The sequence below is a fragment of the Ectopseudomonas guguanensis genome, assembly GCF_900104265.1.
Lineage (GTDB): Bacteria > Pseudomonadota > Gammaproteobacteria > Pseudomonadales > Pseudomonadaceae > Aquipseudomonas > Aquipseudomonas guguanensis.
In genome coordinates, this window is the sequence record NZ_FNJJ01000011.1 from 62,568 (window position 1) to 86,809 (window position 24,242).

Here is a 24,242-nt window from a genome sequence, read left to right on the forward strand (position 1 = left end):
CATCAATCATCCACCAGCGGAATCAGCATGTTGGCGCGCAACTCGTCGCGCTCCAGGAAGGGGAACAGGTCCTCCAGCGGGCTGGAGACCATCACCCCGTTCTGACCGATCTTCGAGGTGATGCGCGGGCCGATGGCCTGGTCGGGCTCGACCATCACCTCGCAGACTACCGGTCCCTGAAGCGCCAGCGCCTCATCGATGGCCTGACGCAGGTCGGCCTTGCCGTCGATGCGGCGCACCGGCAGGCCGAAGGCCGTGGCCAGGGCGGAAATATCCGGCAGGGTCAGTCCGGAATCCGGGTCGCAGCCGATGGTCTGCTTGAAGTAGCCGCCCTGCGAAGCGCGGATCGAGGCGTAGCCGTTGTTGTTCAGTACGAAGTACTTGATCGGCAGGCGCAGGCGGCGCACCACCTCCAGTTCCTGGATGTTCATCACGAAACCGCCGTCGCCATCGACCGAGATGGTGCGTCGGCTACCGCTACCCAGGCAGCCACCGATTGACGCCGGCAGGCCATAGCCCATCGAGCCCAGCCCACCGGTTGCCACCGCGCGCTGACCACGCTTGAGACGCACCGACAGCCAGAAGGTGTCCAGCGCCGCCCCGGAACTGCCGGGGATGATCTGGTCGCCCTCGGCCATCGCCTCGGACAGGGTTTCGCTGAACACGTAGGTGTTCACGTAGTCGCTGGGCTTGCGGTACTCGGGCAACACCACCGGGTAGGCAGCCTTCCAGGCCTGGCAGCGCTCGCGCCAGCTCTGGCAATCCAGCGCCTGCGCAGCGCTGGCGGCCAGCAGTTGCTGCATGAACACCCGCGCATCGCAGACGAAGCGCTCGTCGGGCATGTCGCCCAGTTTGGCGATTTCCGCCGGATCGATGTCCACCACCACGATCTCGGCCTGGCGCGCGAAGTGGCTGCGGTTGAAGCCGGTGATGGAAAAGTCCATGCGGCAACCGATGGCCAGGACCAGATCGGCGTTCTGCACGCTGAAATTGGCGCCACGCTGGGCCACGGTGCCGCAGCGGCCGACGTAGAGCGGGTGCTCGTACTCGAGCAGATCGGCGCCGATCCAGGTGGTCAGCGTCGGCAGCCCCAGCGTCTCGATCAGCTCGCGCATGGCGGCTTCGCCCCCAGCGGCATGCACGCCATTGCCCACCAACAGCACCGGACGCTGGGCCTGGCGCAGGCGTTGCAGCAACCTGAGCACGGCGGCTTCGTCCGGCGCTGACGGCTGTTCGTCCGCCTCAGGCGCATAGCCGATCAACTGCTCAGGCACGATCTCGGTGGCCTGCACATCCAGCGGCACATCGAGCCACACCGGGCCCTTGCGCCCACTGAGCATCAGGTGCAGCGCCTTCTCCAGCTCGTAGCGCACCCGCAATGGATCGAGCAGGCATACCGCATATTTGGTCAGGGGCGTGACCACGCTGACGATATCCAGTTCCTGAGTGCCGAGCTGACGCAGGCCGCTGTCGCCCTTGAGGTCGGCACGCTTGACCTGGCCGGAAACGAACAGCGCCGGCGTCGATTCGAACCAGGCACCGGCCAGGCCGGTAATGGCGTTGGTCGCACCCGGGCCGGAGGTCACCAGGCAGGCACCGAACTTACCGCTGGTGCGCGCATAGCCTTCGGCGGCAATCGCGGCGCCCTGCTCGTGGAGCATGCTCACGGCAGTCAGCCGTGGTTGACGCAGCAAGGCGTTGTTGAGGTGCATGGCCCCGCCACCGGGCAGGAAGAACACATGCCCGACGCCCTGGTTGGCGATGAATTCGAAGATGTAATCAGCGACACGCATGGGTCATGGCTCACAACTGGAAATGGCGGGAACACGATCAGCCGGGACGGCATACAGCACCAGATCCCAACCATCGCTGACGTGAGGGCAGAGCCTGAAACGGTAGGCCCCGTTGTAGTTGTGCAACTGCAGCGCGATACGCCACAGATGATTCTGCTCGTGGTAGACGCTCACGGCGATCAGCGGCTGGTGCTCGCTGATCAGCTTGCGGCCGCCCGCCAGGCACTGTGGTTCGAACCCTTCGATGTCGATCTTGATGAAGGTCGGGCGCGTACCCTGCGCAGCCAGGTCATCCAGCGTGGTCATGGGTACGCGCTCGTCACCCATGCCAACCCTGGACGAGGGGCCATTGCCCGCCTCTATCAGCACCTCGCCACGGCGGTCACCGACCGCCAGACGATGAGCGTACAGACCAGGCAGCGCCAGACGCGCCAGAGTGGCCTGCAGTGCGGCGAAGTTGCGGGCCACTGGCTCGAAACAGTGGTACTCGCGAAAACTGCGTCCGCTTGCCAGGTAACCTTCGGCTGTATCGCCATTGAAAGCACCCAGATCGAAGACCACCTCATCGGCGAAATGCGTGCTGAAGGACGCGTCGAAATAGATCTGCCGCGCAGAAGAAACCGGCAGCAGATCGTGATTCAGATGCAGGCGCCACTCGATGTGATCGACGAACAGCTGGCGTGACGGCTGGTCGTCCAGCAGAGCGAATGCCCGGCGGATCGCCTCGGTCTCCTCGAGAACATGTTCGGGCAGATCCATGCAGTAATGCGGCAGCAACTGGGCCGGATAACGCCAGGCCAGGTGGCCGAACAGGGCGATGCGCTGAAAGCCCAGTTGCTGCAGGGGCATCAGGCGATCAGCCATGCAATCGTGAATGTGCCCGCTCCAGATGGTGCAGATCACGGCCGGCAATTCGCCGGTGTATTGCGCGACGAACTGTGCCGGGCTGAATACCGGCACCGACTCGATACTTTGCCCCCACAGGGCGGGATTGTTGTCGAGGAAGGCGCAGGGCGGGCAGCCCAGCTCCTTGAGCAACGCGAGCGCGCGGCGCCCCAGATGACTGGCCCCGAACAGCACCAGAGGCCCATCCAGCGAGCCGATCAGACGCTCCAGGGTATTGGCCTGACGATCACGCACGGACTCCAGGGGTTCACTCAGGAGTCGTTCCAGACGCTGGGAGATAAGATCGGCATGCATGACTGCGGCCTCAGAGTGATTGCAGATAGTGCAAGGCCGACCAGAAGCCCGCACCGTGGTCCTTGTGCCCCTGCCAGACCTCGGGGATGAAGCTGACCTGCGGGTACTGGCGAATCTGCGCCCAGGTGGCCGGCCAGTCGATGTCGCCGGTGCCCATCAGCACGCCCTCGCCGTTGATGCCCTTGGCATCGGCCACATGCAGGTGCGCCGAATGCGGCAACAGCAGCGCCAGTGCCTGCTGGAAATCAAGGCCGAAGTGGAAGCAGGTCATCTGCAGGTGCGACAGATCCAGGCACAGGCGCAGGCCATGCTCGCGCGCCTGAGCCGCCAGCTCATCGGGCATCATGAAGATGTTCTGGTGGCGCTGACCGCCGAAGTGCCAGGGGAACGGCGCCATGTTCTGCGGAATCAGCTCGGTACCGGCGAAATCCACCTGACGGCAGGCCTCGTGGAAGCGCTCGTAGAGCTCCGGGCGCATGGCCAGCGGACGCGGTTCGTCGGCGGAAAAACCGCCGATGTTGGCCACGATCAGGCGCGCATCGGCCTGAGGGAAGAATTCGCCGATCTGCAGCGTGGCGTCCACCACCCGTTGCAGGTTGTCGATGGAACGCTGGCGATAGGCCGGGTCGTCCGATGCCAGATCCAGCAGCTCGCTGTTCTCGAACAGCTCCGGCGCGTGCACCACCAGGCGCGAACAGGCGACCTCGGCGAGAAACGGCTGCGGCTCGAGGCTGAGGTCGCGGTAGGACAGGTGGAACTCGAACAGATCCGGGCTGATGCGCCCACGGTAATCGAGGAAATCGTGATAGCGCACCGGCACGCCCCAGCGAATCGGCAGCTGGAAGTGCAGCGTCTGCTCGGCCTGCTGCTCCTGCAGATCGCTCTCGAAAAGGAAATCGCCCAGGGCGATATCGCGCTGCGCCGGTTTGCCCAGCAGCTCCGGCAAACGATACGGCGGCAGGCCCTGGCCAGGGCTGGCGATACGCAGCATCGAGGCGTCCATGACGGTGCCTTCGGCGATGTCACGGGCGGCGATCACGCTCTTGCCGAGGTTCTCGCGGTTGAGCAGCTCGCCCTGGCTGGCATGGCGGCCCGGGCCTTGCCAGGGCAATGCCAGCTCCAACTGACGGATGCCCTCAACAAGCTGGCGGAACTCGCCCGGCTCCAGGCTGGCCAGGTGATCCGGCCCTTCCATGCCGCGATCCAGGGTGATATGGCGTTCGACCAGCTTGGCACCCAGCGCCACCGCACCCAGGGTAATGGCGATGCCGCGTTCATGGCCGGAATAGCCGATCAGGCCGTGCAGTTCCTGCAAGCGCCGCAGGTAACCGAGCTGGATATCCGCCTCGGGCGCGGGGTAGGCGCTGTTGCAATGCAACAGGGCGAAGGGCGTGCCGAGGGCCTTGAGCTGCTCGATGGCGCGCACGATCTCGTGCTCGAAGGACATGCCGGTGGAGAGGATCAGCGGCTTGCCCAGGCTGGCGGCCTTGGCGATCAGGTAGGGGTTGCACAGATCCGCCGAGGCGATCTTCAGCGCCGCCACGTCGAACTCGGCCAGCGCATCGACGCTGGGTTCATCCCAGGGCGTGCACAGGTAGGTGATGCCCTTCTGCGCGCAATAGGCGCGCACCTGGCGGTGCTCGTCGAGGCTGAGTTCAACCTTGTCCAGCAGGTCCTGAATGTACTCGACGCCAAGGTCTTCGGCACGCGAACCGTCTGCCTTGCGACGATACAGCGCGTCACGGTTGCGCAGCTGGAACTTGACGCAATCGGCACCAGCGTCGATGGCGGCATCGACGAGCTGCCGAGCCAGCTCCAGCGAGCCATTGTGATTGTTGCCGACTTCGGCGATGACGTAGACGCGCTCGCCGCCAAGCGGGAAGCCGTCGATGAGAAAGTGGGTCATTGGATTTTCGTTCGCCATGAGGTCACGCCGCTCGATTCGAAGCGGAAGTTCTGGGTCTGACAGCCCAGCGCGGCCACGGCGCTGACCACGCGCTGACGGTGCTGGGGCTGGACGTAGAACAGGAAAAAGCCGCCGCCACCGGCGCCCAGCAGCTTGCCGCCACAGGCCCCGGCGGCCAGTGCGGCCGCATAGATTTCATCGAGTCGACCATCGCTGATGGCCGAGGAAAAGCGCTTCTTCAACTGCCAGGCCTCGTCCAGGCAGGTGCCGAACGCCTTGAGTTCGCCGCGGATGAGGAAATGGTGCATGCGTCGACACAGGGTGACGCTGGCGCTGAGCAGCTCGGTTTGCGACAACTCGGCCTCGATCTCCTCGCGCTGCAGTTCGTGCAGGCGCCCGGAGTCATGGGAGATGCCGGTATCGCACAGTACCAGGCAGGACTCCAGCTCGTTGCGGATGGAGTCTTCCAGACGAATGGGATGGACGAGGTTGCGCTGGTTCTCGAACTCGATCAGGTTGAAACCACCGAAGGCCGAGGCGTACTGATCCTGCCAGCCACCGGCGATGCCGAAGCACAGGCGTTCGGCCTGGAAAGCCAGCTCGGCGATTTCGTAGGTATTCCAGCGATCCTGGCGCAGCTCGTTGAACACGGCGATGGTCGCGGTGGTGGCGGCCGAGGAGCCGCCCAGGCCAGAGCCCACGGGAAAGTCCGAACGCAGGTAGAGATCGAAGCCGTACTTGGGCTTGATCACCGCGACGATGGTGGCCAGCAGGCTCTTCTCCGGCGCGGCCAGCAACTCGGCCAGGGAGCTGTAGTGCTCCTCGCGGCTCAGGTCTTCGGCATAGATGCTGATACGCCCATCGTCACGCGGGATCAGGGTGGCATGGGCATACAGGCCCACGGTGCAGCTGAGCACCGCCGCCGAGTGATCGATGAAGAAGTAGGTGAGATCCGCGCCGCCACCGCAGAAGCTCATGCGCACCGGCGCACGGGCACGGGCCAGCACGGGCACCTCGGCGCTGGCGGCCATCTGCCGGGTATACACCTCCACCAGGCGGCCTTGCTCGTCCAGGCCCGGCAGGGCGTTGTGCCCCAGGTCGAAGGCCTTGAGCAGATCCTCACGCGGCGCGCCGATCCGCACCGAGCGAAACTCCTGGTTCATGCAGGCGGTCACCGCCTCGTCGGTTCTGCCGCCCTGCAGCAGATGGCGGCGCACGTCACCGTTGGTCACCACCCCCAGCAGCCGCATGCTCTCATCCACCACGAAGGCGATCTGCAGGGCACCGGCCTCGATGCATTCGACGGCGTCGAGGATGCTCTGCTGTTCGCGGATGCTGAGAGTTTGCACGAGCAGGCTCATGATCAGGGTTCCATGCGGAAATCATTGGCATATCGGTCAAGCGACTGCGGCGTGCCGATATCGATGAAGCGACCGCCGTATTCGATGACACCCACAGCTTCGCGGGCCAGCAACTCGGGCAGCAGCTCCTGCTCCATCGAGCACGCGCGCACGGTGGCGCTCGCAAAGGTTTCGCAGGTAAAAGCGTAGACGCCCGCATTGATCAGGCCCGGCCCTTCTCGGCCCTTCTCCCGCAGCGCAAGCAACCGGCCAGCGGCATCCACCTCCAGGCTGCCGTAACGGCTGCGATCATCCACCTGCACGCCCAGCAGCGCGTTGCCCTGCCCCTGCACCATCAGCCGATAACCCTCGGCGTCGAGAAAGGTATCGGCATTCAGTACCAGGTATCGGCCCGGCGCGGGTTGCTCACGCAGCGCATTGAGCAAGGCACCGCCGGTGCCCATCGCGGTGGCCTCGACCACCAGCGTCAGCCGCAGCCCGGCGTCGTGCGCCAGAGCCGCCAGTTGTTCCGCCACCTGCTCGGCCCGGTAGTGGGCGCAGAGCACCGCCTCGCTGATGCCGGCCCGCGCCAGTTGGCGCAGTACGCGCGCCAGAAAGGGCTCGCCATGCACCGGCACCAGCGCCTTCTGCGTGTCCGTCACGCTGCGCAGGCGCGTGCCGAAACCACCGCAGAGCACGTAGGCACGCATCAGCGCAGCCTCCGCACATAAGCTTCCAGGCTGCGCGCCGCATGCTCCAGATGGTCCTCGGAGAGACCTGGCCACAGACCGATCCAGAAGGTGTCGTGCATGATCTTGTCCGTCACCTTCAGCTCGCCGGACACCCGGTACTCGAGCCCCTGCATGTAAGGCTGACGCGTCAGGTTGCCGGCGAACAGCAGGCGCGTACCCACGCGCTGCTCGTCCAGATGGCGCAGCAGCCCGACCCGCTCGATGCCGCAACCGTCGCGCAGGGTCAGCGGGAAGCCGAACCACGACGGATCGCTACCGGGCGTCGCGCGTGGCAGGATCAACTGCTCGGCGCAGCCGGCCAGGCGCTCACTGAGCCAGGCAAAATTACGCTTGCGCGCATTGATGAAGTCGTCGAGGCGATCCATCTGCGCCAGGGCGCAGGCGGCCTGCATGTCGGTGATCTTGAGGTTGTAGCCCAGGTGCGAGTAGGTGTACTTGTGGTCGTAGCCTTCCGGCAGCTCGCCCAGTTGCCAGCAGAAGCGCTTGCCACAGGTGTTGTCCTCGCCCGGTGCGCAATAGCAGTCGCGGCCCCAGTCGCGGAAGGACTCGACGATGCGCTTGAGCAGCGGTGAGTCGGTGAATACCGCCCCGCCCTCGCCCATGGTGATGTGGTGCGCCGGGTAGAAACTCAGCGTGCCGAGATCACCGAAACTGCCCACCTGGCGACCCTCGTAGGTCGAGCCGAGGGCGTCGCAGCAATCCTCGATCAGCCACAGACCATAGCGATCACAGAGCTCGCGGATGACCTTGAGGTTGAACGGGTTACCCAGTGTGTGGGCGAGCATGATGGCCTTGGTGCGAGGCCCGATGGCCGCCTCGACCAGCGTCGGGTCGATGTTGTAGGTGCCCAGTTCGATGTCGACGAACACCGGCACCGCGCCGAACTGCAGGATGGGGTTGACCGTGGTGGGGAAACCGGCGGCGACCCCTATCACTTCGTCGCCCTTGCCAATCGCCCGGTCGCCCAGACGCGGTGAGGTCAAGGCGGAGAAGGCGAGCAAGTTGGCCGAGGAGCCGGAGTTGACCGTCAATACGCCACGGCGCCCCAGATAACGGGCCAGACGTTTCTCGAAGGCCTGGTTGAAACGCCCGGTGGTCAACCAGCCGTCGAGCACCGCCTCGGTCATGTTTTTCAGCTCGCCAGCACCGATCACCTTGCCGGAGGGCGGTACGGCGTCGCGGCCGGCCTCGAAGGCGGTCGGTGCCAGTTGCAGTTCGGCATAACGCTCCACCAGCTCGGCTATCTGCTGACGCAGCGCTTGCGCCGTCTGTTCACTCATGGGGTTCGCCCTGATAGGCCGCGATCTGCGCGCGGCTGAATGACTGCATGTCCTCGCCGGCCTGCCAGGCCTGGTGCCAGTCGAGGGTTCGTTCGATGGCCTGCTGCAAGGTCCAGCGTGGTCGCCAGCCCAGGCGGGAACGCGCCTGGCTGGAATCCAGCGCGAGCAAGCCCGCTTCGTGCGGCTGTCCACTCGCCTCGACGGTCCAGCGCGCCTCACCGGGCCAGCGCTGGGCCAGACGCTCGACCAGCTCGCCGACACTGACCAACCCCTCGTTGTCGGGGCCGAAGTTCCACGCCGAGGCCACCGCCTCACCCTGCTCGATCAGGGCCTGCGCCAGGCACAGATAGCCGTGCAGCGGCTCGAGCACGTGCTGCCAGGGGCGCACGGCCTGCGGATAGCGCAGCGTCAGTGACTGTCCGGCCTGCCAGGCTCGCAGGATGTCGGGCAGCAGGCGATCCGCCGACCAGTCGCCGCCGCCGATCACATTGCCCGCCCGGGCCGTGGCCAGGGCAATGCCGGATTCGCGCAGGAACGACTCGCGCCAGGAGGCGCACAACAATTCGACGCAGGCCTTGCTGCTGCTGTAAGGATCATGCCCACCGAGGCCGTCACCTTCGCGGTATGGCCAGAGCCATTCGCGGTTCTCGTAGCACTTGTCGCTGGTCACCACCAGCACCGCACGCACGCTGTCGCAGCGACGCAGCGCCTCCAGCAGATTGACCGTACCCATGACGTTGGTGGCGTAGGTTTCGGCAGGTGCACGGTAGGATTCACGCACCAGTGGCTGAGCCGCCAGGTGCAGGACGACTTCGGGTGCGAAGTCAGTGACGACATCGGCCAGACGCCGGGCATCGCGAATATCCCCGAAGGTGCCAGGCGTCAGCGCCTGCAGCTGGGCCACCTGCCATAGAGACGGTTCGGTGGACGCGGGCAGCGCATAGCCATGCACCTGCGCGCCCAGTTGCTGCAGCCACAGCGCCAGCCAACCGCCCTTGAAGCCGGTGTGCCCGGTCAGCAGGACTCGGCGACCGGCCCAGAACGCCGCTTTCACGGCCATACACACCACTCCGCCTGGCCACTCTTCCAGCGTTCCTCGAGCAGCACACGGTCACGCAGGGTGTCCATCGGCTGCCAGAAGCCACGATGCAGATGGCTCATCAATTGCCCTCGCTCGGACAAGTGACGCATCGGTTCGTATTCCCAGGTGGTGTCGTCGCCTTCGATGTAATCGAGCACACCTGGCTCGAGCACGAAGAAGCCGCCGTTGATCCAGCCACCATCGCCCAGGGGTTTTTCCTGGAAGCCCTGCACCTGCTGCCCCTGTACGTCCAGGGCGCCGTAGCGGCCAGGCGGCTGCACCGCAGTCACCGTAGCCAGCTTGCCGTGGCTGCGGTGGAAGTCGAGCAACTGCGGAATGTCGATATCGGCAACGCCATCGCCGTAGGTGAGGCAGAAGGTTTCATCGCCCAGGTAATCGCGTACGCGCTTGAGGCGGCCACCCGTGGCCGTGCTCTCGCCCGTGTCGACCAGGGTCACACGCCAGGGCTCGGCATGACGGTTGTGGATATGCATCCGATTCTCTGCCATGTCGAAGGTCACGTCGGACATGTGCAGGAAGTAGTTGGCGAAGTACTCCTTGATCACGTAGCCCTTGTATCCCAGGCAGATCACGAAATCGTTGATACCGTAATGGGAGTAGATCTTCATGATGTGCCAGATGATCGGTTTGCCACCAATCTCGATCATCGGCTTGGGCCGCAGGTGAGACTCTTCGCTGATGCGCGTGCCTAGGCCGCCGGCCAGAATGACTGTTTTCATAGATTCGCCCGGGTCGTCCTTACTGACCGACAATTCATTGACCTTAACCTGTTGGTATTACTCTCGGAGCAATATACATGCCGTATTTACAGGATAGATCTGGCGAGTGTACGACGCAGCGAAAAGTCGCGCGATGAACGCCTGCAGGCCTCCCGTCCGGGGCGTGAGCGTAACAGCCCCGAGCAGAAGGCGGCTAGGCTGGAAACTAGCGTAACTGATTGAAAAGATTGAGCCCTGCAATCTTCACGTAGCTCTGCTGCGCTGCCTCCAGCACGATGGTCTGGAACGACAGGCGCGACAGCGCCTCGGCGTAGTCCAGCTCGCGCAGTTCGGCCTGCACCGACTTGTTCACCAGGGTCACGTCCTCGTTGTCGATGCTCGTGGTCTCGATCAGGTTGAGGCGCGCGCCGATCTCGGTTCGCACTTCATCGACGTTGCCCATGCCGTTGTCTAGATTCTTCAGGGCGATGGCCACTTCGTTGCGTACCGCCAGGTTGCCTGCCGGAGAGGTCGGCGAGGACTCCAGCGCCTGGCGCAGCCGCGAGATGGTGTTGAGGATGCTGCGCTTTTCCTGGAACTGCGGCTGCACGCCGAACTGGTCGCCACCGCCGGCACTGGCAGGGCCGGACAGCGTGAACTCGGCGCCATAGACGGTGAAGCTGGCCGGATAAGGGCCGGTGACGGTACCGGTGGTCAGCACCGGGCTGTTCGGCCCGACGGGCTGGGCGAACACCTCGTAGTTGCTGTCGTCGGTGAAGCGCAGGACCACGCCGGAGGTGGGGAACTGGCTGTCGAACACCGCCTGGTTGACGATATTGCCGCCGGCCACCACCGCCGCCGAGCCATTGGTGGAAGCCCGGGTGACGGAAAACTCGGTGGGCGCCGACTGCAGGGTGAAACTGTGGGTGCCGATGCCGGGCGAACCGGCGGTAGCCGGCGGCTGGATATCGGCCAGCAGATTGTCGAGGTCCAGGGGGTTGTCCCCTTCCTTCAGCGCGACATCGAGCTGAAAGCGCATACCACGGAAGTTGATGACGTTGCCGCCATTGACCAGCGGATCGATCTTGCCGCCGCCGGGAATTTCCGAGGTCACGTCGGCGCCGCTGGCATCGTAGATGCGAAATTCGCTGCCACTGACGAAGGCCAGCGAGTACGGCTCGCCGCTGCGGAAGTTGCTGTTGAACGAGCGGTCGTCCTCCACCAGCCCCGGGGATATGAAAACCCGCTGCTGATCGGCCGGCACGGCCGGGATGGTAGTGGCTGGCAAGGGCGGAGACGGCAGCGCCGGATTGTTGATGCCGTTGGCGTTGGCCACACGATTGGCATTGGTGACGCTTTCGAACAGGCGCTTGCCGTTGTCGTTAATCGCCACGCTGGAGGAGCTGGCCACCTGCAGGCTGCGCTGGCCTTCGTCGCCGAAGTAGGAGTAGGTGCCGTCCGGGTTGCGCACGAAGGGTTCGGTCTTGCCCAGATTCCCCGCAAACAGGTACTCGCCGCGGGCGTTGCGGCTGTTCATCAGGTTGAGCAGCTCCGCCTCGCGCTCGGCCAGCTCCTTGGCGATGGAATTGCGGTCTTCGGCCGACAGCGAACCACCACCCGCGCGCACCGCCAGCTCACGCACGCGCTGCATGACCGTGTTGATCGAGTTGAGCGTGGTTTCTTCCTGGGAAAGGCTGTTCTTGGCCGCCGTCAGATTGTCGCTGTACTGCTTGAGCACGGCCTGCTGCTGCTCGAGCTGGAGCAGACGTACCGAGGCCACCGGATCGTCCGCCGGGGTGAGGATGCGGTTGCCGCTGCTGATCTGCTCCTGGGTGCGAATCAGATTGGAATAGTTGCGCCCAAGGCCGGAAACGCCGTTGTTGAATGCCTGGATGGATGAGATGCGCATGACCATGGGGCTTGCCTCTTGCAACGCCTGTCGGTTGAACAGGCTTCACCCTCCCGCCTGCGGGAGGGTGGCTATCAGAATGTATTGATCAGGGTATCGAACAGACTGCGCGCAACTTGAATGATCTGCGCCGACGCCTGGTAGTACTGCTCGAACTGGATCAGCTTGGCGGCCTCTTCGTCCAGGTTGACCCCGGAGACCGAGTCGCGGTTGTCGGTGGCCTGCTTGAGAATCGCCGCCGTGGCCTGGCTGTCGACCCGCGCCTGGCTGGTCAGCGTGCCGACCCGCTCGACCAGATCGCCATAGGCGTCGGAGAAGCTGGAGCCCGTGGTGGTCGGCGCCCCCGGGTTGACGCCGATCACCGACTTGTTCTGCAGGTTGACCAGGTTCAGCGCGTTACGGTTGTCCGACACGCCGTTGGTGTTGAACGACACCGAGAAGTTGTCGCCCGCCTGGGGCCGCCCGCTGATGGTCACCTGGTAATCGAACGCGGCCGGAACCGCCGGCGGGTTGGCCGGTACGCTGATGGTCAGGGCGTTGTCCTGTCCGGGCACGATGCTGCCGGTGTCGATCACGTTGCCGTTGATGTCGACGACGTCATAGCTTTGCGTCGCCCCGCCGCCGGCGCCCATCACGATGCGCAGCGGCGGCGCGTTGCGCAGGCTGGTTTCCAGGTCCGCCTGGGCTGCCGGATCGTAGATGTTGATCTCGGTCAGCAGCTTGGGCTGGGTGATCCTGCCGGTGCCGATGTTGGCCGGGCTGGTCTCGGCCTTGAGCGGCGCGGCGAAGGCCAGTTCCTCGGGGTTCTTCATGTCCGCACGGATATCGCGACCGGCGTTGCGGGTCGGCATCACCAGGAAACGGTCGCCGGCGGCGAAGGTGCCGCTGGATACGCCGAGCGAGAAGCCGTCCACCTCCGGCGCAGGCACCGTGGTGATGTCGAAGGTCGCCGGGGTCGGCGGGAACAGCGTGCCGTCGGACACCCTGCGCACCACGTACTCGGTGGCGCTGGTGAACTGCACCTCGTAGTCGCTGGTGGTCAGCCGCGAGGTGTCGGTCAGCGTGACGGCGAGGTTGGCCGAGGTGTCGCTGTTGCCCACCCGCGCCAGGCTGCGCTGACTGAGCAACAGCGGATCGTTGATGGAGCGGAACAACTCGTTGCCGAACTGACCGTTGAGGTCCAGGCCCTGGCCCAGCTGACGATTCATCTGGTCAGTGACCGACAGCGCCAGGCGCCCCACGGCGTTCAACGACTGGTCCAGCACCTCCTGGCGATAACGCAGCAGACCGCCCATCTCGCCGCCGGTGATCAGCGAGGTGATGCCCTGGCGCGAGTTGCCACTGACGAACTGGACCTCGCTGCGCAGCGGATCGGACTGCCCGGGGGTGACCTCCAGACGGGCGGCCTTGCTGCCCACCACCAGCGGCTGGCCGGAGCCGATGAACAGGTTGTAGGAGTTGTCGTCCTGCGGCACCACGGTCACGCCGATGAATTCGGACAGCTTGCGCACCGCCTCTTCGCGGGCGTCGAGCAGATCGTTCGGCGCCTGACCGTTGGAGGCCGCCACGGCAATGGCATCGTTGTAACCGGCGATCGAGGTGGCCAGCTGGTTGATCTGGTCGGTCACCGCCGAGAGCTGCTTGTTGAGGAAGGCGTTCTGCTCGTAGAGGCGGTCGTAGATGGTGTTGAAACGCTTGGCCAGGCCCTCGGCCTCGGACAGCGCCAGTTGCCGCGCCGGAATGTTGGCCGGGTCCTCGGCGGCGGTCTGCAGGGCGGCGAACAGCCGCTGCAGTCCGGGCGTGACCCCGGTGGTGCTGCCGGCCAGCAGGGAATCGAGCTGGTTGATCTGGCTCAGGTAGGCCTGGGTGTCGCTGTTGAGCGCGGTGCTGCTGCGTACCTGGGTATTGAGGAACTCGTTGTAGATGCGCCGTACATCCACCAGCGTGGTGCCGGAGCCGATGTAACCGGCCCCGCTGAACTGCGGTATGCGCGTCGCCTGCACGGACTCCTGGCGGGAGAAGCCGGGCGTGTTGACGTTGACGATGTTGTGGCCGGTGACCGCCAGCGATGTCTTGTTCGCTGAAAGGCCCGACAGACCGATGTTCAGAAGGTCAGCCATGGTTCAGCCTCAGCTCCTCGTGGTGGTGCCATCGGCGGCGGCGATGGTCTGGTAGGTCTGCATCTTGCGGGCGATCTGCGAGATCTTGCGCGCGTAGTTGGGGTCGGTGGCATAACCGGCCTGCTGCAGTTCCTTGACGAAGCGTTCGGGGTTTTCGGTGGCGTTCAGCGCCTTGTCGTAGCGACCGTTGCTCTGCAGGAAGCTGACGTAGTCGTCGAAGCTCTGCGCGTAGGATTCGTAGGCACGGAAACTGGCCGCTTCCTTGACCGGCTTGCCGCCCTTGTATTCGGTGGTCAGCACCCGTGCCGAGTCACCCTGCCAGCCGCCATGCGCCTTGATTCCGAACAGGTTGTGGCTGCTCTGGCCGTCGCCGGTACGGATGATCGACTTGCCCCAGCCGGTCTCCAGTGCCGCCTGGGCCACCAGATAGCGGGGATCGACACCGATCTTCTCGGCCGCGGCCTCGGCCATCGGCAGCATGGTGGCGACGAATTCCTGCGGCGAACTGAACGCCGCCTTGCCCGGCGCCAGCGGCGGCTGGGCGATGCGGCGGCCGGTCAGGGCATCGCTGTTGGCCAGGCTCAGCCCTGCCTCCCTGGGCGCAGCGCTGCTCTGCGCCGGGATCCAGTCATTACCCGCCAGCGCCTTGCCCTCGCCCTCCCCCGCCGACGGCACGATACCGGCCAGCAGACGATCGGCCAGCTTGCCCGGCACAGCCAGGCGCCGGCGATTGAGCAGCGCGACATCGTCGCGGAAGCCCTCGGATGTGGCCACCTTCTCGGCCTTGGCTTCGCTTTGCGCGGCAACCGGCTGTTCGATCTGCGCGAAGGGATTGGGACGGCTCGAGGGCTGCTTGATCTTCGACATCTGCCGCACCAGCACGTCGGCCAGGCCAATGCCGCGCCCTTCCTTGGAAAGGGTCACTGCCAGCTGCTGGTCGTGCATGTCCTGGTAGGTCTTGCTCTCGTTGCTGTTCATGAAGTTGCCCTCGCCGAACGCGGCGTTGGCCGAACGCATGGCCTTGAGCATTTCGTTCATGAACAGCGACTCGAACTCCTGAGCGACCTTGCGGATGTTCTGCTCGGTATCGCCGCCCACCTTGAACTGGTTGAGGCGGTTCAGGTCGGTAAAGGCACCGCTGTCGATGGGGCTTTTGCCGTTGCCGAGCAGACCGGCTGAGAGTCGGGAATCCATGTCGCGTGTCCTTTAGATCACGATCAGGTCGGCCTGAAGCGCGCCGGCTTGCTTGAGCGCCTCCAGGATGGCCATGAGGTCGGAAGGGGCAGCGCCCACCTGGTTGACCGCACGCACGATCTCGTCGAGGCTGGTACCGGGGCCGAACTTGAACATCGGCTTGGCCTCTTCCTCGGCGCCCACGCGCGAGCGCGGCACTACTGCGGTCTGCCCACCGGACAGTGCCTCGGGCTGGCTGACGATGGGGTCTTCGGTGATGGTCACGGTCAGGCTGCCGTGAGTGACGGCGGCCGGCTGCACCTTGACGTCCTGGCCGATGACGATGGTGCCGGTACGCGAGTTGATGATGACCTTGGCCACCGCCTTGCCGGCCTCGACCTGCAGGTTCTCCAGAATCGACAGGTAGTCGACGCGCTGATTGGGATCGAGCGGCGCGCTGACGCGGATCGAACCGCCATCGATGGCCTGAGCGACGCCAGGACCGAGCAGGTCGTTGATCTGGTCGACGATATTCTTCGCCGTGGTGAAGTCGGGACGATTGAGATTCAGGGTCAGGTAGTTGCCCTGATCGAAGCCGCTCGGCACCGGGCGTTCCACCGTGGCGCCACCGGGAATGCGCCCGGCGGACGGAACGTTGACGGTGATGCGCGAGCCATCGGCGCCGCTGGCATCGAAGCCGCCGACCACCAGGTTGCCCTGGGCGATGGCGTAGACGTTGCCGTCGATGCCCTTGAGCGGGGTCATCAGCAGGCTGCCGCCACGCAGGCTCTTGGCATTGCCGATCGAGGAAATGGTGATGTCGATGGTCTGCCCCGGCTTGGCGAAGGGCGGCAGTTCGGCATGCACCGATACCGCCGCGACGTTCTTCAGCTGCACGTTGCCGCCCGGCGGCACCTTGATGCCGAACTGCGCCAGCATGTTGTTGAAGGTCTGCACGGTGAACGGCGTCTGCGTGGTCTGGTCGCCGCTGCCGTTGAGGCCGACCACCAGGCCGTAACCGATCAGCTGGTTGCTGCGCACGCCCTGGATCGAGGCCAGATCCTTCAGGCGCTCGGCCTGGGTCGGCAGGCTCAGGAACATGCACGCCAACAGGGTCGCCAGCAGCAGCCAGTCGTTGGCGCCGCGATGGCGATAACCACGATGGGCAACCGCGAACTGGCGGCGGCATGCGCCGCCCTGCATGGATGCAGACCGGCCGGCAGCCTTGAAACCCTGCACTCGCGCGCCGCGCCCGCTGGGCGATGTCGCGGCGAAGGCCTTGCGCGCCGAGCCGCTGCCCGTGACCTGCATGTACCAGTGGGACAGGCGATCGAGCAGTGCAGCGGGAGATTGAGTCAGCCAGGTTTTCATCGACAGCACCCCGCGATCAGAACGGCCACTTGGGGCTGAGGAAGAAGCGGCTCAGCCACCCGGGCTGACTGGCATCGGCGAAGGCGCCGGTGCCGGAATAGGTGATGCGCGCATCGGCCACCCGGGTGGAGGCGACGGTGTTGTCGGTGGCGATATCGTCGGCACGCACCAGACCGGAGATACGCACCAGCTCATCGCCGGTATTGAGGGTCATCCACTTCTCGCCACGCACGGCGAGGATGCCGTTGGGCAACACTTCGGCGACGGTCACGGTGATCGAACCGGACAGGCTATTGCTCTGCCCCGCCTGGCCGGAGCCGGTGGCCGCACGCTCGGCATCCCAGCTGGCTTCCAGGCTCAGGTTGTTGTTGGTCATGCCTAGCGCGCCGAGGCTGCGCAGGGGGTTGTCCGGAGTGACCGCCATACCGAACAGGTTCGGTGCGCCGAGACTGGCGCTGCTGTTCTTCTGGATATTGCTGTTGGCGTTCTTGCTGGCCTGGGTGCGCTCGTTGAGAGTGATGGTGATGATGTCACCGACCCGGAAGGCCTTGCGGTCGTCGTACAGACCGTTCTCGAAACCGGCCTGGTAGATCGAGCCGTTGTTCTGCGCGGCCGGCAGCGGCGTACGCGGCAGCACCGGCGCGTAATAGGGATCGTCCGGCTTGGCTGTCGGCGCCATGCAGCCGCTGCTGAGCAGCAGGCCAGCCAACAGGGGGAAACAGAGAATTTGCCGGTTCATAACCACTACCTCGCGGCGTTCACAACAGAGTCAAAAGAAATCAGAGGTTCTGCGTCACGAAGGACAGCATCTGATCGGCGGTGGAAATCACCTTGGAGTTCATTTCGTAGGCGCGCTGGGTGGTGATCATGTTCACCAGCTCTTCCACCACGCTGACGTTGGAGTTCTCCAGAGTGTTCTGCAGGGTGGTGCCGAGGCCATTGAGGCCCGGGTTGCCCACCTGCGGCGCACCACTGGAGCCGGTTTCGAGGAACAGGTTGTTGCCGATGGCTTCCAGACCGGCCGGGTTGACGAAATCGGCCAGCTGGATGTTGCCGATGATCTGCGGCTGCGGGTTGCCGGCGGTGGTCACCGAGACGGTACCGTCCTCGCCGACGGTGAAGGTGCGCACCTCGTTCGGCAGCACGATCGCAGGCTCCAGGGCGAAGCCCTGCGAGGTGACGATCTGGCCATCGGAATTGAGGTGGAAGCTGCCGTCGCGGGTGTAGGAAACGGTGCCGTCAGGCTGCAGGATCTGGAAGAAACCACGACCATTGACCGCCATGTCCAGCGGCTGCTCGGTGGTCTGCAGGCTGCCGGCGGTGAATATCTTCTGCGTGCCGACCACGCGCACACCGGTACCCAGCTGCAGGCCGGACGGCAGTTCGCTGTCCTGGCTGGACTGGCCACCCGGCTGACGACGGATCTGGTACAGCAGGTCCTCGAACTCGGCGCGATCACGCTTGAAGCCGGTGGTCGCGACGTTGGCCAGGTTGTTGGAAATGGTGGTCAGGTTCATGTCCTGGGCGGACAGACCGGTCTTGCTGACCCACAGTGCCGGAAGCATATCGTTTCTCCTCGGGTGCCGGTTTTACGGCGCCGCGTGCTGGTAATTAGCTAATCTGCAAAACCCGCGCCATGGCCGACGAGTTGTCCTCGGCGGTGCGCATCATCTTCACCGACAGTTCGAACTGGCGGGACAGGGACAGGATCGCGGTCATCTCTTCGACGGCATTGACGTTGCTCGCCTCGAGGAAGCCCGAGGTCACCTGCACAGTGGCATCGGCCTCCACCTCGGCCTGACCCTTGACGCGGATCAGGCCGTCGCTGCCCTTCTCCAGGCTCCTGGGATCGGGGTTGACCAGCTTGATGCGATCGACCTCGGCCAGCACGTTGGGATTTTCGCCAAGGGCACGGATGCTGATGGTGCCGTCCTGACCGATCTCCACCTTCTGCTCCGGCGGCACGGCGATCGGCCCGGCGTTGCCCATCACCGGCAAACCGTTGCCGGTGCGCAGCACCCCGAGCGCATCGATATTCAGGCTGGCCGTACGCACATAGGCCTCGCTGCCATCAGGCGCCTGCACGGCGATCCAGCCCTTGCCGCCAACGGCGACATCGAGGTCGCGACCGGTTTCCTGCAGCGAGCCAGGACGAAAATCGGTGGCCGGTCGCTCGCTCATGGCGAACACGCGTGCCGGATAGGTTTCGCCGAACAGCGGCATGGAACGCGCCTGTTCGAAATCACGACGAAAACCCGAGGTGGAAACGTTCGCCAGGTTGTTGGCGTGGGCGCGCAGACCCAGGGTGTTGTTCTGCGCTCCGGTCATGGCGACGTACAGCATCTTGTCCATGGTGATTCTCCGAGTGGGCGACGTGCCCTTGGCTCTTTGCATGCTCTACAGCAAGCGCCGTGCCAGACTCGAAAATCAATCACAAGATGTTGATTTGAAAGAAATTTATTGAGTATTGAGAAACAGAGAAGGCTGCCGGCGGCGAGGTTTTGCCGGCCTTGGAACGGCAAAGCGGCAAGCCAGGCTTGCCGCTTCAGCCGAGCCCGACCTCATCAACGCAGGTTGATGATGGTCTGGGTGATGGCGCTTTCGGTTTCGATGGTCTTGGCGTTGGCCTGGTAGTTGCGCTGGGCCACGATCAGGTTCACCAGCTGGTCGGACAGCTCGACGTTGGAGTCTTCCAGCGCCCCGGATTGCAGAGCCCCCAGGGTACCGGCACGCGGCGTACCGACCACCGGCTCGCCGGACTGGAAGGACTGCACCCAGGCAGTCTTGCCTACCGGCGTGAGGCCCTGCACGTTGGCGAAGTTGGCCAGTACCACCTGGCCCTGCACCTTGGACTGGCCGTTGGTGTAGCGCGCGAAGATCACCCCGGTGTCGTCGATTTCCAGACCCGCCAGCTGGCCGGTGGTATAGCCATCCTGGCTGACCCGGTTGACCGCGAACGAGCTGGCGAACTGGGTGGACTGGCGCACATCGATGGTGATCCCGGCCGCATTGGCAGTGGCCCCGTTCGGGCTCCATACCGGGGGCACCGAGTTGTCCGGCGCAGCCGGCACCCAGGTGCTCAGGCTGATGGTGCCGTCGGCCGCCACGGTGAAGCCGGTGGGCGTGGAGCCGACCAACGCCGGTATGTCCAGCTGGCCGGCAGTGGTGAACTGCAGATTGACGCTCGAGGGAGTGGTCAGCGTCGGATCGTCCGGGTTGCGCCCGTCGATCAGCACGTTCATGGTCCAGTTGTTGGGCCCGGTCTTGACGAAGTACTGGGTGAACACGTGGGAGTTGCCCTGCGTGTCATAGATGTTGGTCGATGTCGACGAATTGTAGGAGGTCGGATCGGTCGGATCGAAGGGTACGGTGGTCGGTACCACGTTGTTGGAGTTGAGGTTGAAGGTCTGGGCCAGGTTGGCGGTGGCACGCGGCTCCTGGTTCGACGTCTGGATACGCAGGTCGCTGACCACACCGTTCTGCAGGTTGCCATTGGCGTCGACCGTATAGCCCTGCAGGCGATAGCCGAAGTTGTTGACCATGAAACCGTCGCGGTCCGTACCGAAGTAGCCGGCGCGGGTGTAGCTGATCTCGCCGTTGTTGCTGGTGACGAAGAAGCCGTTGCCGTTGATCGCCAGGTCCAGCGCGTTCTGCGTGTAGTTGATGTTGCCCTGGTTGAACAACTGCGAAATATCGCCCAGCAGCACACCACTGCCCTGCGGGTTGGAACCGGAACCGAGCACGGACGCGGCATAGACATCGGCGAACTCGGCGCGCGACTGTTTGAAACCCGCAGTACCGGCGTTGGCGATGTTGTTGCCGGTGACGTTGAGGTCCTTGGTCGCGGCGCGCAGACCACTCAGACCAATATTGAACGACATGGAGAACTCCTTTGCCGGAACTGCCGGCGGCAATAGTTATTGGCCGATGACTTGCACTTGCGAAAGCGGAACGCTGCCCAGCCCTGCCAGGTTGAGCATCAACTCGCTGCCACCCAAGGTGACGCTGTCGACGTTGGCCGGCAGCATTGTGTACAGACCTTTGGTCTCGGTACCGTAGGAGGCCTGGGCCTCGAACTTGTAGGTGCCTGGCGGCATCAGGTTGCCGCTGGAGTCCTTGCCATCCCAGATGAAGCTGACGTTGCCGGCAGCCTGTTCACCCAGGTTGATGCGCGACACCACCGCGCCGGCACTGTCATAGACGTTCACATAGACGTTGCTGCTGCTCACCGGCAGCACGGCGCTGGCCCTGAAGCTCTGGCTGGTGTCGACCACCGCCTTCTCGGTCGGCACGATCACCTTGCGACCAACCAGCGAAGAAGCCTGCAACGCCTGCGACGACTGATAGGACGAGAGCATCGACTCCATGCTCTTGTTGAGCTTCTCGATGCCCTCGACCTGACTGAACTGCGCCAGCTGGGCGATGAACTCGCCGTTGCCCTGGGGCTCCAGCGGGTTCTGGTTGTTCAACTGCGCCACCAGCAGGTTGAGGAACTCGTTCTTGCCGAGGTCCTTGTTCTGCCGGGTGTTCTGTTTTATCTCGTACTGGTCGAGTACCGAACTCGCGCCGCTTACTGTGCTCATCCCTAGTCTCCTCGCTACCTTACTGACCCAGGGTCAGCACGCGCTGCAGCATCTGTTTGGCGGTGTTCATCATTTCCACGTTGGTCTGGAAGGCACGACTGGCAGAGATCATGTCGGCCATTTCCTCGACCACGTTGACGTTCGGGTAGTAGACGTAACCATCGGCGTTGGCCATCGGATGGTCCGGCTCGTAGCGCGGCATCAGACTGCTCTGATCCTCGATCACGCCCAGCACCTGAACGCCACGGCCGGCTTCGTCCTGCTCGGCGAACAGCGAACCGCGGTCACTGCCCTGCGCCTGCTGGAACACGGTGGCGAACACCGGGTGGCGCGCGCGGTAGGTCTGATCCAGGCTCGAGGACACGGTCTCGGCGTTGGCGATGTTGCTGGAAATGGTGTTCAGGCGAGTGCTCTGGGCGCTCATGCCGGTTCCGGCGATGTTGAAGACACTGGCAAGGGACATGGTCGCGCTCCTTATTCGCCGCGCAGGGCGTTGGTCAGCCCTTTGAACTTGCTGTTGAGGAAGGTGAAGCTGGCCTGGAACTGCACGGCGTTCTCTGCGTAGTTCGACTGCTCGATCTGCAGGTCGACGGTGTTCTGATCCAGCGAGGCATGGAACGGCGTACGATACGGCAGCTCGGCTTCGCCGCTCTTGACGCCCTCCGCCGGGATATGGCGGCTGTCGGTACGGTTCAGAGAAACACCGCCACGCTGCATCCGATTGTTCTGCTCGGCCAGCACGCTGGCGAAATCCAGATCGCGCGCCTTGTAGTTCGGGGTGTCGGCGTTGGCGATATTGTTCGCCAGCACCTCGGCGCGCTGAGCGCGAAAGCCGAGGGCCTGCTCATGGATGCCGAGTGCCTTGCCGAAGTTGATGCTCATGTTCTGCAACCTTTGCCGCTTGGGCTGTCTGGTCTTTCCTGCCAGACATTCAGCAAAGGCTGTGCCAATTTAATTTATTCTTTATTTTCAACGAGTTACGAATAAATCAATTGCCAACCGAGCGGCAAGCGGCAAGCGCTTTCCGCTTTTCCCCCACGAGCGGCAACGCCACTTTGCCGCCTTGCCGCCCGTAGGGTGCGCCGCGCGCACCAGCGGAAATCGCATAACCATTGGTGCGCACGGCACACCCTACCCGGCGCAACGCAAACGAAAACGGGAGGCCCTGAGGCCTCCCGCTTGTCACCGATCATGGTACGTGCCGCTATTTCGCCTTGTAGATGATCCCCGGGCTGCACTGCACCATCTGGTACTTCTCCGGCAGGCCGTTGAGCGCCTCGGAAGCACCCAGGAACAGATAGCCACCCGGCTTGAGCGTGGCGTGGATGCGCGTGAGGATGTCCTTCTTCACCTCGGCAGAGAAATAGATCAGCACGTTGCGGCAGAACACGATGTCGAACTTGCCCAGGGCTGCATAGCTGTCGAGCAGGTTGAGCGGACGGAACTCCACACGGCTCTTGATCGGCGCCTTGACCTGCCAGCGCCCCGGCCCCCTGGGGTCGAAATAGCGCTGCAGACGCTCCTGCGACAGACCGCGCCCCATGGCCAGGCTGTCGTACTCGCCGGACTTGCAGTTGGCCAGCATCGAAGGCGACAGGTCGGTGGCCACGATCTGCACACCGGCCTTGAGCTGGCCGAGGTTGGTGCGCTCGAACTCGTCGATGGACATCGACAGCGAGTACGGCTCCTGCCCGGACGAGCAGGCTGCCGACCAGATGCGCAGGCGCTGGGACGGATAAGCCTTGATCAGCTCCGGCAGCACCCGATTCTTGAGCACCTCGAAGGGATAGGTGTCACGAAACCACAGGGTTTCGTTGGTAGTCATGGCATCCACCACCTGCTCGCGCAGGCCGCCACGCGGCTGGCTTTGCATGCGCTGCACCAGCTCGCCCAGGGTCTTGATGCCGTTCTGTTCCATCAGCTTGTTCAGACGGCTGGAGACCAGATACTGCTTGTTGCTGCCAAGCAGAATACCGCAGGCCTTTTCCAGGAAAGTCCGGAACTGCTCGAAATCCAAATTACCTGAAGACACTAGTGCCGCCTCTCCAACCATAACGTTTACCGAAGGACGTTCCCTCAGCCCCCATCCGATACACGAATGCGATCGACCACGCGCGCCGCCAGGTCATCTGGCTTGAACTTGGCAAGGAAGTCATCGGCACCGACCTTCTTCACCATCGCCTGGTTGAACACACCGGAGAGCGAAGTATGCAGGAGTATGTGCAGCTTCTGCATGCGTGGATCGTTACGTATCTCCGTTGTCAGGGTGTACCCGTCCATTTCCGGCATCTCGATGTCGGAAATCAGCATGAGCAATTCCCTGTCGGGATGGCGACCTTCGTCCGCCATCTTCTTCAGATAATTGAGCGCCTCGCGCCCGTCGTTCAGGGCGGTCACCTCCACACCCACCGTCTGCAGGCAGCGCGACACCTGCTTGCGCGCCACCGAGGAGTCATCGACGATCAGCACGTGCTTGGTCACCGCCTGACTCTGGACCTGATCATCGATCACACCCGCGGAGATCACTTCGGAGGTGGGCGCCACCTCGGCGAGAATCTTCTCCACGTCGATGATTTCGACCAGCTGCTGGTCGAGCCGCGTGACGGCGGTCAGGTAATGATCGCGCCCGGTCCCCTTGGGTGGCGGATGGATCTCTTCCCAGTTCATGTTGACGATGCGCTCCACCGAACGCACCAGAAAGCCCTGAACCTTGGTGTTGTATTCGGTGATGATGACGAAGCTGGTCTTGATGTCTTCCAGCGGCGCACGCCCGGTGGCGATGGACAGATCCAGAATCGGAATGGTGCCCCCGCGAATGTTGGCCACGCCCCTTACCACCCGGCTGGATTTGGGCATGATGGTGAGATTGGGGCACTGCAGCACCTCCTTCACCTTGAATACGTTGATGCCGTAAAGCTGTGGGCCTTCCAGGCGGAACAACAACAACTCCAAACGGTTCTGCCCCACCAGCTGCGTGCGCTGGTTAACCGAATCCATCAACCCGGCCATGCCCGG

The 24,242-nt window shown here is 64.0% G+C and carries 21 protein-coding genes; all 21 read right to left on the reverse strand.

The window, feature by feature from the left end; translation table 11 throughout:
* Positions 1–2: 2 nt before the first annotated feature.
* On the reverse strand, positions 3–1,793 hold the full coding sequence (locus tag BLS61_RS16450; RefSeq protein WP_090432634.1) for a thiamine pyrophosphate-binding protein: 1,791 nt from the start codon (positions 1,791–1,793) through the stop codon (positions 3–5).
* A 3-nt stretch (positions 1,794–1,796) separates the two neighbouring features.
* Positions 1,797–2,993 carry an FkbM family methyltransferase gene (locus tag BLS61_RS16455; RefSeq protein WP_090432637.1) on the reverse strand — a complete coding sequence of 399 codons (1,197 nt, stop codon included), beginning with the start codon at positions 2,991–2,993 and terminating at the stop codon, positions 1,797–1,799.
* Between the two features lie 10 nt (positions 2,994–3,003).
* Entirely contained in the window at positions 3,004–4,899 is a 1,896-nt protein-coding gene (locus BLS61_RS16460; RefSeq protein ID WP_090432639.1) for an N-acetylneuraminate synthase family protein, read from the reverse strand.
* A complete protein-coding gene (locus BLS61_RS16465; RefSeq protein ID WP_090432642.1) occupies positions 4,896–6,260 on the reverse strand; it encodes a GHMP family kinase ATP-binding protein in 1,365 nt (454 codons plus the stop codon). Before BLS61_RS16465 ends, BLS61_RS16460 begins: the two co-directional genes overlap by 4 nt.
* A 2-nt stretch (positions 6,261–6,262) precedes the next feature.
* Entirely contained in the window at positions 6,263–6,949 is a 687-nt protein-coding gene (locus BLS61_RS16470; protein ID WP_090432644.1) for a sugar phosphate nucleotidyltransferase, read from the reverse strand.
* Entirely contained in the window at positions 6,949–8,271 is a 1,323-nt protein-coding gene (gene rfbH, locus BLS61_RS16475) for a lipopolysaccharide biosynthesis protein RfbH (RefSeq protein WP_090432646.1), read from the reverse strand. Before rfbH ends, BLS61_RS16470 begins: the two co-directional genes overlap by 1 nt.
* Positions 8,264–9,331: a CDP-glucose 4,6-dehydratase gene (gene rfbG / locus BLS61_RS16480; protein ID WP_090432648.1), complete on the reverse strand. Its 1,068-nt coding sequence runs from the start codon at positions 9,329–9,331 to the stop codon at positions 8,264–8,266. Before rfbG ends, rfbH begins: the two co-directional genes overlap by 8 nt.
* Complete coding sequence (gene rfbF, locus BLS61_RS16485; protein WP_090432650.1) at positions 9,322–10,092, reverse strand: glucose-1-phosphate cytidylyltransferase; 771 nt, start codon at positions 10,090–10,092, stop codon at positions 9,322–9,324. The genes rfbG and rfbF overlap by 10 nt, the downstream gene beginning before the upstream one ends.
* A 205-nt stretch (positions 10,093–10,297) precedes the next feature.
* Positions 10,298–11,986 (reverse strand): flagellar hook-associated protein 3, encoded by a 1,689-nt coding sequence (locus BLS61_RS16490; protein WP_090432652.1) that lies wholly within the window; start codon positions 11,984–11,986, stop codon positions 10,298–10,300.
* Positions 11,987–12,054: 68 nt separating this feature from the next.
* Positions 12,055–14,100 (reverse strand): flagellar hook-associated protein FlgK, encoded by a 2,046-nt coding sequence (gene flgK, locus BLS61_RS16495; protein WP_090432654.1) that lies wholly within the window; start codon positions 14,098–14,100, stop codon positions 12,055–12,057.
* Positions 14,101–14,109: 9 nt separating this feature from the next.
* On the reverse strand, positions 14,110–15,294 hold the full coding sequence (flgJ, locus tag BLS61_RS16500) for a flagellar assembly peptidoglycan hydrolase FlgJ (protein ID WP_090432656.1): 1,185 nt from the start codon (positions 15,292–15,294) through the stop codon (positions 14,110–14,112).
* Between the two features lie 12 nt (positions 15,295–15,306).
* Positions 15,307–16,374 (reverse strand): flagellar basal body P-ring protein FlgI, encoded by a 1,068-nt coding sequence (locus BLS61_RS16505; RefSeq protein WP_244157972.1) that lies wholly within the window; start codon positions 16,372–16,374, stop codon positions 15,307–15,309.
* Between the two features lie 286 nt (positions 16,375–16,660).
* Positions 16,661–17,383 carry a flagellar basal body L-ring protein FlgH gene (gene flgH, locus BLS61_RS16510; RefSeq protein ID WP_090432658.1) on the reverse strand — a complete coding sequence of 241 codons (723 nt, stop codon included), beginning with the start codon at positions 17,381–17,383 and terminating at the stop codon, positions 16,661–16,663.
* 40 nt (positions 17,384–17,423) lie between these two features.
* A complete protein-coding gene (flgG, locus tag BLS61_RS16515; protein WP_024307671.1) occupies positions 17,424–18,209 on the reverse strand; it encodes a flagellar basal-body rod protein FlgG in 786 nt (261 codons plus the stop codon).
* A 46-nt stretch (positions 18,210–18,255) separates the two neighbouring features.
* Positions 18,256–18,996, reverse strand: a complete 741-nt coding sequence (locus BLS61_RS16520; protein WP_090432660.1) for a flagellar basal body rod protein FlgF — start codon at positions 18,994–18,996, stop codon at positions 18,256–18,258.
* Between the two features lie 212 nt (positions 18,997–19,208).
* Positions 19,209–20,525 (reverse strand): flagellar hook protein FlgE, encoded by a 1,317-nt coding sequence (flgE, locus tag BLS61_RS16525; protein WP_090432662.1) that lies wholly within the window; start codon positions 20,523–20,525, stop codon positions 19,209–19,211.
* A 36-nt stretch (positions 20,526–20,561) separates the two neighbouring features.
* Positions 20,562–21,227 (reverse strand): flagellar hook assembly protein FlgD, encoded by a 666-nt coding sequence (gene flgD, locus BLS61_RS16530; RefSeq protein WP_090432664.1) that lies wholly within the window; start codon positions 21,225–21,227, stop codon positions 20,562–20,564.
* 19 nt (positions 21,228–21,246) lie between these two features.
* Entirely contained in the window at positions 21,247–21,690 is a 444-nt protein-coding gene (flgC, locus tag BLS61_RS16535) for a flagellar basal body rod protein FlgC (RefSeq protein ID WP_090432666.1), read from the reverse strand.
* An 11-nt stretch (positions 21,691–21,701) separates the two neighbouring features.
* Positions 21,702–22,109 (reverse strand): flagellar basal body rod protein FlgB, encoded by a 408-nt coding sequence (flgB, locus tag BLS61_RS16540; RefSeq protein ID WP_090432668.1) that lies wholly within the window; start codon positions 22,107–22,109, stop codon positions 21,702–21,704.
* 322 nt (positions 22,110–22,431) lie between these two features.
* Entirely contained in the window at positions 22,432–23,259 is an 828-nt protein-coding gene (gene cheR / locus BLS61_RS16545) for a protein-glutamate O-methyltransferase CheR (RefSeq protein WP_090432670.1), read from the reverse strand.
* 44 nt (positions 23,260–23,303) lie between these two features.
* Positions 23,304–24,236 carry a chemotaxis protein CheV gene (locus tag BLS61_RS16550; RefSeq protein ID WP_090432672.1) on the reverse strand — a complete coding sequence of 311 codons (933 nt, stop codon included), beginning with the start codon at positions 24,234–24,236 and terminating at the stop codon, positions 23,304–23,306.
* Positions 24,237–24,242: the final 6 nt, after the last annotated feature.